The organism is Mycobacterium sp. E3298 (assembly GCF_001666895.1).
In the GTDB taxonomy this organism is placed as follows: Bacteria; Actinomycetota; Actinomycetes; order Mycobacteriales; family Mycobacteriaceae; genus Mycobacterium.
This window is the reverse complement of the sequence record NZ_LZJB01000590.1, coordinates 1-15977: the sequence shown is the minus strand read 5'-3', so window position 1 is coordinate 15977 and position 15977 is coordinate 1. Positions and strand designations below refer to the sequence as shown.

Here is a 15977-nt window from a genome sequence, read left to right as displayed (position 1 = left end):
TGAACTCCGTGGGCCAGGATCCCGCACCCAGGCCCAGATCGAACCGGCCCTCGGATGCGTCGGACAGGGTGACGGCCTGTTTGGCCAGCACGGCGGGATGGCGAAACGCGTCGCACAGCACCAGGTGGCCGATCCGCAGTCGCTCCGTCTTGGCCGCCACCCAGCCGGCAATCCCCATTGCTTCCCAGATGCTTTCGTCGGGCAACCCCGGCGCCTCGAGGTGATCGATGAACGCCAGGCCGTCGAAGCCGCTGTCCTCGGCGTGCCGGGCCCGCTCCACGATGTCGGCCGCCGACAGCCGAACCTGCGGCAGGAACAAATACCACTCGACCATGCGCCCACCTATGCGTCTATTCCCGTGCGATTGCGGACCGGGCCGCTAGTTTACTATTTTTATTATGTTAGGGGTCTTATGGATGTTGGACTGAACGCGGAGCAGCTGTCGCTGCGCGAGACCGTGCGCGACATCCTGCGTGCCGAGTGCCCGCCCGACTCCGCCCGGCAGGCGATGACGGATCCGGAGCGGTGGCGGACGCTGTGGAAGACGGTCGTCGACCTCGGTTGGACGGAATTGGCCGCCCCGGGGACCGGCGACTACGGACCGGTTGAGCTCGCGCTGGTGCTCGAGGAATGCGGTGCGGCCATCGCGCCGATCCCGCTGTTGAGCAGTGTCGGGCTGGCCGCCGGCGCGTTACGCGACGCGGGCCTCGACGCGGTTCTCGACGACATCGCCGGCGGCGTGGTCGCCACCCTGGCCGTGCACGCCAAGGGATCTCGGCTGCCCGGGGCGCCGATGACGCTGCGCGCCGGGCGCCTGCGCGGACGGGCGGTCGCGGTCCCCAACCTGTCGCGCGCCGAGCTGCTCGTCACGCTGGCGCGGGCCGACACCGCCCCCGATGGCGCCGTGGTGGCGGTCGCGCGCTGCGGCGACGGGGTGACCGTCATCCCCGGCGAGTCGACCGACCCCGCGCAGCCGCTGGCAGACGTCGAGGTCGACGCCGAGCCGCTGGCCATCGCACCGGTCGACACCGAGCGAGCGTTGACGGCGCCGTTGGTGGCCGCGGCCGCCGACCTGGTCGGCACGGCGAGCGCCGCCTTGAACCGGGCCGTCGAGCACGCGAAGACGCGCCGCCAGTTCGGCACGCCGATCGGCGCGTTCCAGGGGATCAAGCACGCTTTGGCCGACAACTACGTCGGGCTGGAGCGCGCCCGCAGTCTCACCTACGCCGCGGCGGCCCGGCTGGGCGACCCGACCACGGCGCCCGCGGAAGCGTGGACCACCGCGGCGCTCGCCAAGGCGGCGGCCGGCGATGCGGCGGCCACCTGCGCGAGAACCGCGGTGCAGGTGCACGGGGCGCTCGGGCAGACCTGGGAGCACGACGCCCACCTCTACGTCCGGCACGCATGGCAGGCCGCCGCGATGCTGGGCGACAGCCGCGCCCTGTACCACGAAGTGGGACGCCGTTTCGCGGGCGGCGCGGCATGACCGGGGTGGTCGAAGAATTCGGCGCCTGGCTGACGGACTTCCTGCCGAACGACTATTACGAAAACTACCGCGAGTACCGCTGGGATCTGCCGCTGCGGCGTGATTACCAGCGGGCGGCCTTCGAGGCCGGATGGATTCAGCCGACCTGGCCGAAAGAACACGGCGGTCGATCGCTGGGCCTGCGCGACGCGATGGAGGTTCGGCTCGAGGCGGCGATGCGCTCGGCGCCCAAGCTGCCGAACATCGCGGGTCCCAACGTGGCCGCGCCCGGCATCCGCCAGTTCGGCACCCCGGCGCAGATCGAGCGGTTGCTCGTCCCGCTGCTGCGCGGTGAGGAATGGTGGGCGCTGGGCATGTCCGAACCGGAGGCCGGGTCGGATTTCGCCGGTCTGCGCACACGCGCCGAACGCGATGGGGACAGCTTCCGGGTTAACGGCCACAAGATCTGGACCACCCAAGCCCATGAATCGCGGTGGTGCACACTGTATGCCCGCACCGACCCGGAAGCCCCGAAACACCGCGGGATTTCCTGCCTGATTCTCGATCTGCACTCGCCCGGGGTGCGGATCGAGCCCATCCGGATGGCGTCGATCTCCGACGAGACGTTCTGCGAGGTCTTCCTCGACGACGTCGAGGTGCCTGCGGACAACCTGCTGGGTCCATTGCACGGCGGGTGGAACGTCGCCCTGTCGTCGCTGCACCATGAACGCCAGATGATCTGGATCATGAACTGGGTCGAGATCAAGCGAGGGCTCGAGTCGGTGCGCAACGCGCAGCCGACCGCGGACATCTGCGCGGAACTCGGTTCCCTGCTCGCCGACGCCGAGGCGTTGCGGGCCACCGGGTACCGCGCCCTGGGCAACGAACTCGCCGGACGACCGAGCCCCGAGGCCGACTCCATGAAACTGCTCGGATCCGTTACCTTGCAGCGTGTTTGGGATCTCGCCGCGGCTGCGCAAGGAACGCAATCGCTGAGCGACCCGGATCTGCTCTTCGAACGCCAGGACGCGCTTGCCGCGACCATCTACGGCGGGACATCGGAGGTCCAGCGCAACATCATCGCCGAGCGGGTGCTCGGGCTGCCGAAGGGATGACAACGATGGATTACGACCTCGGCGACGACGCCGCACAACTGCGGAATCACCTGCGCGAGCTCGTGGCCAACCACATCCCCGCCGACTTCTTGGGCGCCTGCACCGAGAACCCCCGGGATCTGGCCACCACCGAGACCTTCTGCAAACTGCTGGCGGCCGAGGGACTGCTGGCGCTGGCCTGGCCGAAAGAGCATGGCGGCGGCGGGGGTTCGGTCTGGCAGCAGACGGTGCTGCGCGAGGAGATGTGGGCCCAGCACGAACCACGTGGTCCCCAGTACATGGGGGTCAACTGGGTCGGCCCGGCGTTGATGCGCTACGGCACGGCCGAACAGAAGGCCAGGCACCTGGCGGCCATCGCCGCGGGAGATGTGATCTGGTGCCAGGGCTTCTCCGAGCCCGAGGCCGGTACCGACCTCGCCTCGTTGCGCACCCGCGCCGTGCCGGACGGGGACGGTTGGCGCATCACCGGCCAGAAGGTGTGGACGTCCTATGCGCTGATGGCATCCTGGTGTGTGCTGGCGGCGTGCACCGATCCCGAGGCGCCAAAGCCCAAGCGGCTCACCCTCTTTCTGATTCCGATGGACCGCCCCGGCTTTACCGTCCGGCCGATCGGGTCGATGCTGGGACCACATCACCTCAACGAGATGTTCCTCGACGACGTGCAGGCGCTTCCCGGCGACGTCCTCGGCGAGGTCGGCGACGGCTGGCGGGTCATGCGCGAGGCGCTGGCATTCGAGCGCGTCGGCATCGCCCGCTACGCGCGCTGCGAATCATTGCTCGACCGGATGAGCACCCAGCTCGGGGACGACTGGTCCACGCTGCCCGAGTCGCTCCGCTCCCGCTGGGTCCGGGCGCTCGTCGATCTTCGGGTGGCCCGGTTGCTGGCTTACCGGGCGGTGTCGTTGCAGGACGACCCGGCGGCGGGCGCCGCGGCCAGTGCCGCCCGCATCGCCACCACGACGTGCGACCAGCAGGTCGCCGAGCTGCTCTTCGACGTGCTGGGCCCGATAGCGCTGGACAGTGGCAGCGGCGCCGCGCTGCACGGGGCAATCGAAGACCATTGGCGGTACGCACAGGCCGCCACCGTGGCGTCGGGCACCATCGAAGTGCAGAAGATGTTGGTGGCCCGCGACGTGTTGGGAGAGCACCGGTGAAAACTGATCTGCCACAAGACATCAGCGACTTCGCCGCGGTCGCGGCCAAGCGGTTCGCCCGGCTGGGCGGCCCGCAGGCGGCGTTGCGCGCCGAGACCGACGACACCATCCGGGACGCGGCGCGCGCGGCCCTCACCGAGGTCGGTGCGTTCGAGCTCGATGTGCGGTCGGCACCCGACGACCTGCTGGCCGCCGCCGTGCTGTGCCGGGCCGCCGGCGCGATGGTGTTGCCCTATCCCCTCGTCGAGGAGCTGCTCGCGATCGACGGCGCCCGCCTGGCCCTGGTCAACCCCGAGGCGCCGCGCATCGACCACGGCGACCTACCGGGCGACTGGATCGCCGCCGACCTGGACGGCAACCGCTACCCCCCGGAGCCGGCGTCGCGGACCAGCGCCAAACTCGGCCCGTTCCTGGTGCCCGCTTCCCTCGGCGCACCCGATGGAATCGTCCCCGCCGACGACATTAACCTTCATCTCGTGCTGGGATCATGGCGGATTCTGGGATCCGTTCAGCAGGCGCTGCACATCGTCACCGATCATGTGCGCGCCCGCGTGCAGTTCGGTAAGCCGCTGGCCGATTTCCAGGCGGTCAGGTTCGCCGTCGCGGAGGCCGCCGTCGCCGTGCGCGGGCTGCACGAGTTGGCCAAATACACCGTCTGCCGGCCGGAGTCGCTACCGCTGCCGGTCCGCTCGGCTGATGCACTCGTCCTGCGGCTCAAGGCATCCGACACCGCGCGTCAGGTGCTGCGCACCTCCCATCAGCTGCTCGGCGCCTTGGGTTTCTGCGATGAGTCCGACGTCAGCGTGCTCGACCGTCACACGCAACCGCTGATCCGTTTGCCGCTGGGCGCCGAGGCGCTCGCGTTGCGACTGATTCCCGGTGTCCCGGATGGCTCGTTGGAGACACTGTTCAGCGGGCCGGTATCGGCGTGAGCGCCACCGAACCGATCGCGGCCGAAGGGGCGGCCAACCCGTTAGCGGACGGAATCCCGTTCGGCGCCAAGCTTTCCGAGCTCGCCGAGGAGCGCGGCGACGACACGGGCGTAACCATCGTCGCCCTCGACGGCACCACGAAGTCGCTGACGTTCGGTGAGCTGGACGCGCGCGCCAACCAATGGGGCCGCGCGCTTTCCGCAAAAGGTGCCGGAACCGGTTCCCTTGTCGCCCTGGCGATCCCGAACTCGATACACCTGGTCCTGGCCACACTGGGCTGCTGGAAGATCGGCGCCGTTCCAGTTCCCATGCACTGGGACCTGCCCGAATGGGAGCGCGATCGGGTACGCGAGGTGATCGATCCCGCCGTCGTCGTCGACGAGGTGAGCCGCTGGCGCCTGGATGCCCAGGCCGGTGCCGAGTCCGCTGAGGCTCTGCCCGACGCCATCTCCCCCAACGCCAACGGCATCTGCAGCAGCGGGTCGACCGGCATACCGAAAGTCATCCTGAGCCTGGCGCCCTCGCTGTGGACCCCCCAACACGGCGAGCCCTTCCTGTCGAACTGGACGCCCGTCGCCCAGCCGCAGACCATCATGGTGCCCGCGCCGATGTACCACACCAACGGGTTCGCCACCTTCTTCTTCCTGCTGGCCGGCGACCATCTGGTGATACTCGAAAAGTTCGATGCTGCCCTGGCTTTGGATGTCATCGAACGCTTCCGGATCACCAATTTCACGGCCACGCCCACAATGCTGGCGCGCATAGCGGCCCGGCCCGACGTCCGGGAGCGCGACTTGTCCAGCATCGTGTTCATTCTGCAGGGCGCCGCTGTCATGCCGCCGTCGCTCATGCACACCTGGTTCGAACTGCTGAGCCCGCAGCAGATCGTGTCGGCGTACGGCATGACCGAGAACCTCGGGCTCACCGCATTGCGGGGCGACGAGTGGCTCGCCCACCCGGGTAGCGTCGGCCGCGGTTTCCGGGAAACCGAGATCCGGATTCTCGACGCCGGAACGAAACCGCTCGGGCCCGGCGAACACGGCGAGATCTACCTGCGCGCACCGATGAGCGCGGGGTCGCGCTATATCGGCGGCGCGGCGCCGCTACCGACCACCGAAGACGGCTTTCGCTCCGCCGGCGACATCGGCTACCTGGACGAGGACGGTTATCTCTACATCGTCGACCGCCGCGTCGACATGATCATCACCGGCGGTGCCAATGTCTTTCCGGCGGAAGTAGAGTCGGCTCTGGCGGGTCATCCCGACATCGCCGACGTCGTCGTCATCGGACTCACCGACCCGCAGTGGGGTCGCCGGGTGCACGCGGTGGTGCAGCCGGCCGACGGCGCGGTGCTCAGCGAAGAACAGGTGATCGAGTACGCGAAGAGCCGGCTCGCCCACTACAAGGCGCCCAAGACCGTGGAGTTCGTCGACGCGATTCCCCGCACCGCGGCGACCAAGGTGAATCGCTCGGCGATGATCGAGGCCCGTGGCGGCTGAAGGCCAAAGTCAGCCTACGGCGGCAATCCCTGCGTTGGATATGGTGAAGCCGCGACCCGAGCTCACAGTGCACGTCACGCCGTCCGTCTCCGACCGGCAGCTGAACGGCCCGGCTCCAGCCGTCTTCCCGTAGCCGAGGCTCGGCGTGCCTTCCGGCGGGTTGGCCAGACAGCTTTCGCCGGTGCAGCGGGACAGGACGCCGGCGGGGTCCATGGTCACCGACTGCGGCGGGGAGATGCTGAAGCAGAACGCCTCGTCGGGGATGCCGTGGCGCTGGTAGTCGATCTCGCAGCTGATGTTGCGCGACGGCGACAGGAAGGCCACGTAGTTGTCCTGGTCGGCGGCGGCCGGCGGGGCGAACGTCGGCGTGCATGCGGCCAGCACGGCCGCCGCGGCGGTCAGCGGTTTTGTCAACACGGTCACAACATTAGGGCCTGTCCGGGACGCCGACCGTGTCGACATTGTTGCGCCGTAATTGGGATCGGTAACCGGAACCGGAGGCAAGACTTTCGCCAATCAAGCGAAAGGAACGTCGTGGACACCATCCGCACCCTGAAGAAGCTCATCGCCGGCGCACTGCTTTCGGGTGGCCTGGCGGTCACCGCGACCGGGCTCGCCGCGGGCCCCGCCCAGGCCGACAATCCGGATTGGGGCCCTGCGCATCAATGGTGCCCGGGGCAACCCCTGCCGGCCACCGGCAACCACGTCACCGACCCTTTTCGGGGCTGGGACATGAACGTGTGCCACACCTACTACTACCTCTGGCCCGGGATGGGCAACGTCTCGAGCATGATCTGGGACGGGGACAACCCGCCGCCGAAGCCGCCACCACCGCCGGCCCTCATCAACAAAGACAACTGCCAGCAGATACTCGGAATCTTCTGCCCCAGGGCGTGAGCGCACATCGGCCGGGAGGCGCGGTAACCTCATTCTCATAGCGCGAGCAGCGCGCCGAGGAAGGGGACGAAGCGCTCATGGCCGACCTTGGCGACGACGGCGAAGTGACCCGCGGCGACCGCTTCATCAAGACGGCCGTCGAAATCTTGGGCGAAACCGGCCGCACCGACTTCACGGTGCAGGAGGTCGTCGGCCGGTCCAAGACGTCGCTGCGCGCCTTCTACCAGCATTTCAGCAGCAAGGACGAATTGCTGCTGGCACTGTTCGACCGGACCATCGCCCAATCGGTCCAGGCCTGGCGCGCCGAGACCGAGGGGCTGGACAGCACCGCGGCGCTCAAGCTGGTGATCGACCGCATCAGCCAGCAACCGGAATCAAGCACACAAGACAGCCTCAATCGCGCCTTGACCCTCTATAACCAGCACCTGGCCGAGACCCGCCCCCGCGATTACGCGCGGGTCCTCTCCCCTTTGCATCGCCTGATCCGCGACATCGTGGGGCAGGGCATCACCGAGGGCGTGTTCAACCCGGGACTGGACGTCGCGGCGTCGGCCGCCATCGTGATGCAGACGGTGATGGGCGCGCAGCGATTGCATTGGCTGGGTGCGGAATTGAACGGGACGCCGGTCGACGTCGGGCACCTCTACGAGTTCTGCAGTCGCGCCCTGGGCATCCGGGACAGCGAGGAGTCGAACCAGCTGTCGCTGTCCGAGCTGTTCGCCCAGATCGGCCTGCGGCCGGGAACCCGCGACGGTGAATTCGCGATGACGATGCCGGTCAGTCCCGCCGTCGTCAACACCTCGGGCGCGTTGCAGGGCGGCCTGATCGCGACGCTCGTCGACGTGGCAGGCGGGCAGTTCGGCCTCGAATACCTGACGCCGGGCACCACGATGACCACGGCGGACCTCTTCGTTCGCTACCTTCGCCCGATCCGGCAGGGCTTGGCGTTCGCGGTGCCCCGGATGCTGCGATCCGGCCGGCGGGCGATGGTGATGCAGGTCGACATCTACGGCGAGGCGGACGACGAGCTCCTCGCGACGGCGACCGTGAACTTCGCCGTCATCGACGGAAAAACACCGGAGATCCCCACCTGGCCGGGCACCTAGCCGGCGTCATCGGGCGTCACGCCGGCGACGACCGGGCCCAATGGGCGCTACACGCAAGGCCCTCATGAGTGGTAACGTCATTACCACCTACTGAGAACCCCAGATTTGCCCCGAGGAGATCGCCATGCCGTCTCGCGAACTTTCCTTCCCCGTGTTCGACGCCGACAACCACATGTACGAGCCGCAGGAGGCCCTGACCAAGTTCCTGCCGGAGAACCGCAAACGCGTCATCGACTACGTCCAGGTGCGTGGCCGCACCAAGATCGTGGTTCGCGGCCACATCAGCGAGTACATCCCCAACCCGACGTTCGAGGTCGTCGCCAAGCCGGGCGCCCAGGAGGATTACTTCCGCAACGGCGCGCAGGGCAAGAGCTATCGCGAGATCCTCGGCGAGCCGATGAAGGCCATCCCCGCCTTCCGCGAGCCCGGCGCGCGGCTGGAGGTCATGGACGAGCTGGGCATCGACTACGCCCTGATGTTCCCGACGCTGGCCAGCCTCGTCGAGGAGCGCATGAAGGACGACCCCGAGATGACCCACGACGTCATCCACGCGCTGAACCAATGGATGTACGAGCAGTGGTCGTTCAACTACCAGGACCGCATCTTCGCCACCCCGGTGATCACGCTGCCGATCGTCGAGCGCGCGCTCGAAGAACTCGAATGGTGCCTCGAGCGCGGCGCCCGTACCGTCCTGGTGCGCCCGGCGCCCGTGCCCGGCTACAAGGGCAGCCGGTCGTTCGGGCTCGAGGAGTTCGACCCGTTCTGGCAGGCCTGCATCAAGGCCGAGATCCCCGTCTCGATGCACGCCTCGGACAGCGGCTATTCGGAGTTCGCGAACGTGTGGGAGCCCGGCGACGAGTTCCTGCCGTTCAAGCCGACCCCGTTCCGCAGCCTCGTGATGGGTCACCGGCCGATCATCGACGCCATGGGTGCGCTGGTGTGTCACGGCGCGCTGTCCCGCAACCCCGAGCTGCGGATCCTGTCGATCGAGAACGGCGCCGACTGGGTGCCGGACCTGTTCAAGGGCCTCAAGGGCGTCTACAAGAAGATGCCGCAGTCGTTCAGCGAGAACCCGATCGAGGCGTTCAAGCGTTGCGTCTACATCACCCCGTTCTGGGAGGACCGGTTCACCGAGATCGTCAAGATGGTGGGCACCGACCGGGTGTTGTTCGGCTCCGACTGGCCGCACCCCGAAGGCCTGAAGGACCCCATCTCCTTCGTCGACGAGCTGACCGACTTCGACGAGGCGGACATCGCCAAGATCATGGGTGGCAACCTGATGAAGCTGATGAAGGTCTCCGCACCGGCGAAGAAGCCCGTCTCGGCCTGATCGGTCACTCGGCGGAATCGCCGTCGGCGATGACGGAAACCACACCCTTGGTTTCGAATAAGGCGAGGCGGACGTGGGCGGGCGTTCGGTGACCGTGTTGGCGCAGTATCGCGTCCAGGTCTCCCCGAGTTAGCCTGCAGCGCTTGAGGTTCTTTTCGTCCACTTCGCCGTCGCTGATCAGCACCCGAACCGGTGGATCCACGAGGCGGCGCACCCAGGGCTTGAAGCGCAGCCGCGCAACGAGGTCGTGGGCGCCGATCAGGGTGAGCAGGGCGGCGACCCCGGTAAGCCACGAAGTGTCGGCCGCCGTCGCGGTGCGCCCGACGATGGCGCCGACGGCGACTGCGGTGACCCAATCGAACGGCGTGAACTCAGCGATCGTGCGCCGCAGCATGAGCCGGAAAGCGGCTGCGGCGGTGACGAATAACGCGAGCGCCTTGAGTGCCGCGTAGGCCGCTGGCCGCCACCCGCTGTAGAACTGCAGCAGTAGGTCACTCATCGCCGCCGCCTGCTCGCACTGCAATTACGAGACGCGGCCGCGCCGGGCGAGGACCAGGGCGCGTTGACGATCGACACCGAGGCCCTTAGCCCAAAGTTCGATGATCCCGCCGGGCTCACTCATGGCAGTCCTCCTTGCGCGCATGGTCGTTGCGGTCCGGGGACCGCCCCGCGACCGGCAGTACCCGCGGACGCCGCGTGTAAACGACTGTCGCTGGGTATTCGCCAGACTGGCGCACGTTCGGCGGCCGCGACGATGGGAGGACAGATGAGTGTGGCATCGGAAGGCCGGGCGCCGGTGACCATCGACGCCGATGTCGAACTACTCGCCGCCCAGATTCAGGCACTCGAAGCGCTGGGACGAAAGGATCTGGTCGAGGACGGCGAGGTCTACGACTTCAGCGTCCGGTGGGGCGCTGTGCTGGCGGGCCGGCTGCCCCGACTGGTCCATTACAGCTCCCTCGGTCTGCTCGATGACGCGGACCGGCACCGATTCGAGTCGCTGTGCGCTGACCTCAGCAGGGTCTCCGAAAGTGCCGAGCGGTTGGGACTTCCGCGCCCCGTCCTATCGGACGACAGGGCCGCGACGACGAAGACGCATCGTCGTCTCAGGATGCGGTCGCGTTCCCCGATGCGCCGTAGCTGAGAAACTCCTTGTCCGGCAACACGATCCCGGTGCGCGGTTTGGCACACTCCGGATTGCGACATGTCAGCGCCACCATGTAGGCATCGTCGTCCTCGTTCAAGAACAGGAATCCGAGGTATAGCGCGCGGCCGACGTCGAAGGCGGTGCCACCGCACCGCTCGCAGTGGCCACCCTTGGCGTCGATGCATTCCAGCACGCGATGCCGCGCAGCCGAATTCAGCTCGATGAGCTCCGGCCGCACCGTCGGGTCGTGGTCGGTCACCTCAGATCTCCATGTCCTTGTCGTAGTGCACGTGGTCCTCGCGCCAGCCACCCAGGCCGTGACCGATGCCGGAATAGTCGTTGATGAACTCGATCCCGTTGATCCACTTGACCATCTTGAATCCCACCTGTGTCTCCACCCGCAACCGCAGAGGGGCGCCGTGCTTGATGGGCAACGGCCGGCCGTTCATCTCGTATGCCAGCAGTGTCTGCGGCTTGTAGGCCAATTCGAGGTCCATCACCTCGTAGAACTGGCCCCCGGGAGTCTCTGCCGCCGGTTCGTCACGCCCGGTGTCCTGCATGCTGAGAAAGCAGATGTATTTGGCCTGCGGCAACGGCTTAACGAGATCCGCCAGCGCAGCCAGCGAGATCCCGCTCCACTCGCCGATACTGGTCCAACCCTGCACACAGTTGTGCATCGTCCGCTGCGTCTGCCGCTCGGCGAGCGCCCGCAGCGCGGCCAGGTCGAGGGTCACCGGATTCTCCACGAGGCCGCCGACCGCTAGCCGCCAATCGACGAAATTGTGGACCGCCATCACCTTGTATTCGGTACTGGCGGGCGGCTTTCCGTTCACTCGGTGATCTTCGGTCAGCTTGCGGGCCGGGTAGTCCTGCCGCGAATTCAGCGGGCGCAGCAGGAGCAGCCGAACCCGGGTGACCACGCCGCCGAGGACGCTTTGCACTTGGGTGGGATTGCGGAGGCTCCACTTCGTGGCCGCGATGTGGACGGCGATGATCGCTCCGATGATGACGAACGACAGCGCGGTGGCCCAGTACACGTTGCGCACGGATCCGAAGATCATCGACGCCATCAGTTGACCCCAGCCCCAAAAGAAGATCATCGAGAGATGGATGACGATGAAGACGACGAAGGCCAGCAATCCCAGGAAATGCAGGCTCCGCGCCCACTGCCGGCCGCCCCACATCCGCACGTACCACGGAAAGCGCGCCTCGATCGCCGGTGACTGCGCCGCCCCGGTCAGGATTTGGAATGGCGCCAGGAGGAAAACGACGCCGGCATAGGTCAGCTTCTGAATGGCGTCCAACGGCTCGCCGGGCAACAGCGGCGGCAGGTTGAAGGACAGGTAGGTGACGATGTCGTCGACGGCTTCGGGAAAGATCGACCATGAATAGGGCCAGTACCGGTGCCATTGACCGGTCGCGAAAAGCAGGACGTAGTACGACAGTCCGAGCAGAATCCAGCCGATCACCGAGAAGAAGTGCCAATGGCGTCCCATGCCCAATTTGTTGTGACCGGGAAGCGCGACCAGTGAGCTGTAGGACTCTTCTTCGTCGAGGGTGTCGTATAGCCGGTGCCGCGGCATGACTTTGCGGGTGAAACGCGCCCATTCGCTGCCCGGTTTGCTGTCGTCGTGCCAATACAACTTGGGGTGGGTGCTGAGGATCTCGATGCCGCTGCGGATGATCAGCGTGACGAACAAGACGTTGAGCCAATGGTCGACCCGCAGCCACACCGGATAGTCGAGCGTCGTCATGCCTGAGCTCCAGTCAGTCGTGCCACTGTTGCCGTTGCGGGTAGGCCACGTTGACTCCCGAGAGCACGGTCGCGTGCACCGCAACGAAGGCTGCGGCGAGCGCGAAAGCGAATGTGCCCGGGGTGAAGTCCCATCGGCCCATCACCGCGTCCAGCCCGCCGAGGGTGACCCATCGGCTGATCAGGTAGACGGCGAGAAAGGCCAGGCAGAGCAGACTCCCGAGGTACCAGCCCGCCGCAGGCACACGCGGTTTGAGGGCGAACACCATCGCCGTCATCGCCGACAGGCAACCGATCACCACCAGGCCCGCGTAGACGGCGAAGTACCAGGGCGCCGGCGAAAGCGTGGCGAAGACGTAGGCATGCAGGGCCACCAGGCCGCCCAGCAGGGCAGCGCCCAGCGCGGTCACCGTCCGCGGCAGGTTGAAGGCGACCCAACCGTTGAAGGTGAGCACCGATGAGGACCAGATGCTTCGCCAGAACGAGATCAACCGCCCTGGGCCGACATTGACCATGGGCGCGTGATACCCGCGCCGAGTAAATACAAACAAGCCTGGTTTAATCACTCGACCCGTGCCGGGACACCGAAGAGCCGCACGCCACGCTAGGAAAACCGTTGCACCGGGCACGGGGCCGCCATTGCTAGTCTTGATGTCTGTGCCTGGCCAGTGCTCAGCGCTTTTGGGCCAGCTTGCGGGACTCGGTCCGAGGAAGGGTCCGTAGGAGGGACGGCCGATGGCGGCCCAGAGAAACTGGGACAAGACCGTGGGTGCGGCCGACGACGTGCGCCGCATTTTCGAGAATGTCCCCGCGCTGTTGGTCGGCCTGGAGGGGCCCGACCACCGATTCGTCGCGGTTAACGCCGCCTACCGGGCCCTGAGTCCCCCGGTCGACAGCATCGGGCTCCTGGTGCGCGAGGTCTATCCGGAGCTGGAGAGTCAGCAAATCCTGCAGATGTTCGACCGGGTGTATCAAACGGGCGAGCCCCAGTCGGGAACCGAGTGGCGCGTGCAGGCGGACTTCGAGGGCTCCGGGACGGCGCAGGAACACTTCTTCGACTTCATCGTCACCGCGCGGCGCGCCGACGACGGCTCGATCGAGGGGGTGCAACTCGCCTTCGTCGACGTCACCGACCGGGTGCAGGCGCGACTGGCCGCCGAGTCCCGCATGGCGGAGTTGTCCGAGCGGTACCGCAACGTCCGCGACTCGGCCACCGTCATGCAGCAGGCGCTGCTGGCCCCGTCGGTGCCCGTCGTTCCCGGCGCGGACGTGGCCGCCGAGTACCTGGTCGCCGCGCAGGACACCGCCGCCGGCGGCGACTGGTTCGATGCGATCCCCCTTGGGGATCGACTGGTTCTCATCGTCGGCGACGTCGTCGGCCATGGCGTCGAGGCGGCCGCGGTCATGTCGCAGTTGCGCACCGCGCTGCGGATGCAGCTCCTGGCGGGGTATCCGGTCGCCGAGGCGCTGGCGGCCGTCGACCGCTTCCACGAGCATGTGCCCGGGTCCAGGTCGGCCACCGTGTGCGTGGGGTCGCTCGACTTCGGCACCGGCGAATTCCAGTACTGCACCGCCGGGCACCCTCCGCCATTGCTGGTCAAGGCGGAGGCCGACGCGCGCTACCTCGAGCCGTCCGGCGGCGGCCCGCTCGGCAGCGGCACGGGTTTCCCGGTGCGCACGGAGTTCCTCGACGTGGGCGACGCGGTCATGCTCTACACCGATGGCCTGATCGAACGCCCCGGCCGGCCGCTGATGGCCAGCACCGCCGAATTCGCCGACCTGGCCGCGAACATCGCCGGCGGTCAGGGCGGGTTCGTCATCGAGTCGTCGGCGCGGCCCATCGACCGGATCTGTTCGGAGACTTTGGAACTGCTGTTGCGGTCGACCGGGTACAACGACGACATCACGCTGCTTGCGGCGCAACGGCGCATGCCCCCGCCGCCTCTGCAGATGACGCTGGACGCCACGATCCACGCCGCACGCACCGTGCGCTCCCGGCTGCGTCAGTGGCTGTCCGACGTAGGCGCCGCGGCCGAGGACATTTCGGACATCGTGCACGCGATTTCGGAGTTCGTCGAGAATGCGGTCGAACACGGTTATGCGACAGAGGTTTCCGACGGAGTCGTCGTGGAAGCGTCGCTGGCGGGGGACGGCAGCCTGCACGCGTCGGTCATCGACCACGGGCAGTGGAAGGATCACCGGGAAGGCGAGCAGGGCCGCGGCCGCGGCCTTGCCATGGCCGAGGCCCTGGTGTCCCACGCGCACGTCAGTCACGGGCCCGGTGGTACCACCGCCAGCTTGACGCACCGCCTGTCGCGACCGGCCAATTTCGTCACCGACACGCTTGTCAGCCGGGGAGATCGGCCGAAGTCGGTCGACTCCGAGTTCGTCTCCTTGGTCACCGAACCGGGCCGCATCGCGGTCAGCGGCGACGTGGACTCCACCACGGCGTCCACGCTGGATCGACAGATCGCGGTCGAAAGCCGTTCCGGCGTAGCGCCGTTGACGATCGATCTCAGTGCCGTGACCCACCTCGGATCGGCCGGTGTCAGCGCGCTGGCCGCCGCCCGCGACCGCGCGCAGCGGCAGGGCAGCGAGTACGTTCTGGTGGCCCCGCCGGGAAGCCCCGCGCACCATGTCTTGTCGCTGGTGCAGCTCCCCGTCGCCGGAGGGCTCGCCGAGAATCTCGTCGCGGAGGGCTAGGGGCGGTCGGACCGCTGGCCGTGCCGCACCTGCTTGAACGGCACACCGCGGTCGGCAGCGAACTCCCGCGGGAACCCCAGCACCCGCTCGCCGATGACGTTGCGGGCCATCTCCGTGGTGCCACCGCCCATCGCCACGGTCTGGCGGGACAGGTAGCGCAGCCCGGTTTCCAGGCCTTCGCCGGGTTCCCCGACAACGCCGGCGCTGCCGGCGATCGTCATGGCGGTGTCGACGTTCACGAACACCGTCTCGGCGTGGAACAGCCTGATGAGTGTGCCGCCGGCCGGCGGTAGGGTGCCGTCTCGGACGCTGCGGTACACGTGGCCGATCAGCTGCTCGGCCACCGCGCGCTGCACCAGCGCGCGGCCGGCCAACTGCTCGACGCGTTCGTTACCGGCCTGGCCCGTCTTCTCGATCAGGCTCACGTAGTCAACGGGAATCGTGTGGCCGCCCTCGCTGCCGCTGCCGCTGGCGAACTCGGACCCCTGCCCCACCGCCCGGCGCTCGTGGTACAGCTGCCGCGACGCCACCGCCCAGCCGCCGTCGACCTCGCCGACGACGGCGTCGTCGCCGACGTCCACCCCGTCGAGGAACTCCTCGCAGAATTCGGTGGAACCGCTCAGCATCGTGATGCGGCGCAAGGTGATTCCCGGGTGCGCGATGGGCACCAGGAACATGGTCAAGCCCTCGTGCTTGGGGACGTCCCAATTGGTGCGGGCCAGACACAGCCCGTAGTCGGCGGCGAACGCGCTGGTGCTCCACGTCTTGGCGCCGTTGAGTATCCAGCGGTCGCCCTGACGTTCGGCCCGGGTGATGACGCCGGCCAGGTCGGACCCGCCGCTGGGCTCGGACAACAACTGAACCAGCACTTCGTCA

The 15977-nt window shown here is 67.6% G+C and carries 17 protein-coding genes; 10 read left to right on the top strand and 7 right to left on the bottom strand.

The genetic code is table 11. The features are described 5' to 3' along the window. A partial coding sequence (locus tag A9X05_RS26930) for an LLM class flavin-dependent oxidoreductase (protein WP_156737021.1) occupies positions 1-334 on the bottom strand: 334 nt, incomplete at its 3' end. Between the two features lie 78 nt (positions 335-412). Here A9X05_RS26930 and A9X05_RS26925 point away from each other — a divergent pair. The 5 genes from A9X05_RS26925 to A9X05_RS26905 are packed head-to-tail and all read left to right on the top strand — an operon-like array spanning position 413 to position 6165. After that, the gene (locus A9X05_RS26925) at positions 413-1486 is read left to right on the top strand and encodes an acyl-CoA dehydrogenase family protein (protein WP_067760511.1); all 1074 of its coding nucleotides are present in this window, start codon (positions 413-415) and stop codon (positions 1484-1486) included. Next, positions 1483-2580 carry an acyl-CoA dehydrogenase family protein gene (locus tag A9X05_RS26920; RefSeq protein WP_067760509.1) on the top strand — a complete coding sequence of 366 codons (1098 nt, stop codon included), beginning with the start codon at positions 1483-1485 and terminating at the stop codon, positions 2578-2580. The genes A9X05_RS26925 and A9X05_RS26920 overlap by 4 nt, the downstream gene beginning before the upstream one ends. Continuing rightward, positions 2577-3734, top strand: coding sequence for an acyl-CoA dehydrogenase family protein (locus A9X05_RS26915; RefSeq protein WP_197499217.1), 1158 nt, complete (start codon positions 2577-2579; stop codon positions 3732-3734). The genes A9X05_RS26920 and A9X05_RS26915 overlap by 4 nt, the downstream gene beginning before the upstream one ends. Next, positions 3731-4666, top strand: coding sequence for an acyl-CoA dehydrogenase family protein (locus tag A9X05_RS26910; RefSeq protein WP_067760507.1), 936 nt, complete (start codon positions 3731-3733; stop codon positions 4664-4666). Before A9X05_RS26915 ends, A9X05_RS26910 begins: the two co-directional genes overlap by 4 nt. Next, positions 4663-6165: a class I adenylate-forming enzyme family protein gene (locus A9X05_RS26905; protein WP_067760505.1), complete on the top strand. Its 1503-nt coding sequence runs from the start codon at positions 4663-4665 to the stop codon at positions 6163-6165. The genes A9X05_RS26910 and A9X05_RS26905 overlap by 4 nt, the downstream gene beginning before the upstream one ends. Before the next feature lie 9 nt (positions 6166-6174). On the opposite strand, the gene A9X05_RS26900 is transcribed toward A9X05_RS26905, so the two are convergent. Continuing rightward, on the bottom strand, positions 6175-6582 hold the full coding sequence (locus A9X05_RS26900) for a hypothetical protein (RefSeq protein ID WP_231968929.1): 408 nt from the start codon (positions 6580-6582) through the stop codon (positions 6175-6177). A gap of 117 nt (positions 6583-6699) precedes the next feature. Here A9X05_RS26900 and A9X05_RS26895 point away from each other — a divergent pair, with 117 nt between their 5' ends. The 3 genes from A9X05_RS26895 (at position 6700) to A9X05_RS26885 (ending at position 9498) form a co-directional block, all read left to right on the top strand. Beyond that, entirely contained in the window at positions 6700-7062 is a 363-nt protein-coding gene (locus tag A9X05_RS26895; RefSeq protein WP_067760503.1) for a hypothetical protein, read from the top strand. A gap of 77 nt (positions 7063-7139) precedes the next feature. Then, positions 7140-8168, top strand: coding sequence for a hotdog fold thioesterase (locus A9X05_RS26890; protein ID WP_067760501.1), 1029 nt, complete (start codon positions 7140-7142; stop codon positions 8166-8168). 124 nt (positions 8169-8292) lie between these two features. Beyond that, positions 8293-9498, top strand: coding sequence for an amidohydrolase family protein (locus A9X05_RS26885; RefSeq protein ID WP_067760499.1), 1206 nt, complete (start codon positions 8293-8295; stop codon positions 9496-9498). A 4-nt stretch (positions 9499-9502) separates the two neighbouring features. On the opposite strand, the gene A9X05_RS26880 is transcribed toward A9X05_RS26885, so the two are convergent. Continuing rightward, positions 9503-9997: a DUF421 domain-containing protein gene (locus tag A9X05_RS26880; protein ID WP_067760497.1), complete on the bottom strand. Its 495-nt coding sequence runs from the start codon at positions 9995-9997 to the stop codon at positions 9503-9505. 267 nt (positions 9998-10264) lie between these two features. Here A9X05_RS26880 and A9X05_RS30210 point away from each other — a divergent pair, with 267 nt between their 5' ends. Beyond that, the gene (locus tag A9X05_RS30210; protein WP_067888386.1) at positions 10265-10642 is read left to right on the top strand and encodes a hypothetical protein; all 378 of its coding nucleotides are present in this window, start codon (positions 10265-10267) and stop codon (positions 10640-10642) included. On the opposite strand, the gene A9X05_RS26875 is transcribed toward A9X05_RS30210, so the two are convergent. Genes A9X05_RS26875 through A9X05_RS26865 form a run of 3 tightly spaced genes read right to left on the bottom strand, consistent with a single transcriptional unit; the run spans position 10605 to position 12913 of the window. After that, positions 10605-10904, bottom strand: a complete 300-nt coding sequence (locus A9X05_RS26875; protein WP_067760495.1) for a hypothetical protein — start codon at positions 10902-10904, stop codon at positions 10605-10607. The two genes, A9X05_RS30210 and A9X05_RS26875, sit on opposite strands and share 38 nt — an antisense overlap. A 1-nt stretch (position 10905) precedes the next feature. Further along, positions 10906-12399 carry a molybdopterin-dependent oxidoreductase gene (locus A9X05_RS26870; RefSeq protein ID WP_067785213.1) on the bottom strand — a complete coding sequence of 498 codons (1494 nt, stop codon included), beginning with the start codon at positions 12397-12399 and terminating at the stop codon, positions 10906-10908. A 13-nt stretch (positions 12400-12412) separates the two neighbouring features. Continuing rightward, on the bottom strand, positions 12413-12913 hold the full coding sequence (locus A9X05_RS26865; RefSeq protein WP_067785210.1) for an oxidoreductase: 501 nt from the start codon (positions 12911-12913) through the stop codon (positions 12413-12415). A gap of 220 nt (positions 12914-13133) precedes the next feature. Between A9X05_RS26865 and A9X05_RS26860 the strand changes: the two genes are divergently transcribed. Continuing rightward, a complete protein-coding gene (locus A9X05_RS26860) occupies positions 13134-15101 on the top strand; it encodes a SpoIIE family protein phosphatase (protein ID WP_067785207.1) in 1968 nt (655 codons plus the stop codon). Here A9X05_RS26860 and A9X05_RS26855 read toward each other — a convergent pair. Continuing rightward, positions 15098-15977, bottom strand: an 880-nt coding sequence (locus A9X05_RS26855) for an acyl-CoA dehydrogenase family protein (protein WP_067785203.1), incomplete at its 5' end; no start/stop codon positions are given. The two genes, A9X05_RS26860 and A9X05_RS26855, sit on opposite strands and share 4 nt — an antisense overlap.

What these genes read in the sequence shown, in the direction of transcription:
- A9X05_RS26920 (WP_067760509.1), top strand. Translation starts at nt 1,483, where the DNA reads ATGACCGGGGTGGTCGAAGAATTCGGCGCCTGGCTGACGGACTTCCTG.
- A9X05_RS26925 (WP_067760511.1), top strand. Translation starts at nt 413, where the DNA reads ATGGATGTTGGACTGAACGCGGAGCAGCTGTCGCTGCGCGAGACCGTG.
- A9X05_RS26860 (WP_067785207.1), top strand. Translation starts at nt 13,134, where the DNA reads ATGGCGGCCCAGAGAAACTGGGACAAGACCGTGGGTGCGGCCGACGAC.
- A9X05_RS26890 (WP_067760501.1), top strand. Translation starts at nt 7,140, where the DNA reads ATGGCCGACCTTGGCGACGACGGCGAAGTGACCCGCGGCGACCGCTTC.
- A9X05_RS26915 (WP_197499217.1), top strand. Translation starts at nt 2,577, where the DNA reads ATGACAACGATGGATTACGACCTCGGCGACGACGCCGCACAACTGCGG.
- A9X05_RS26865 (WP_067785210.1), bottom strand. Translation starts at nt 12,913, where the DNA reads ATGGTCAATGTCGGCCCAGGGCGGTTGATCTCGTTCTGGCGAAGCATC.
- A9X05_RS30210 (WP_067888386.1), top strand. Translation starts at nt 10,265, where the DNA reads ATGAGTGTGGCATCGGAAGGCCGGGCGCCGGTGACCATCGACGCCGAT.
- A9X05_RS26870 (WP_067785213.1), bottom strand. Translation starts at nt 12,399, where the DNA reads ATGACGACGCTCGACTATCCGGTGTGGCTGCGGGTCGACCATTGGCTC.
- A9X05_RS26880 (WP_067760497.1), bottom strand. Translation starts at nt 9,997, where the DNA reads ATGAGTGACCTACTGCTGCAGTTCTACAGCGGGTGGCGGCCAGCGGCC.
- A9X05_RS26885 (WP_067760499.1), top strand. Translation starts at nt 8,293, where the DNA reads ATGCCGTCTCGCGAACTTTCCTTCCCCGTGTTCGACGCCGACAACCAC.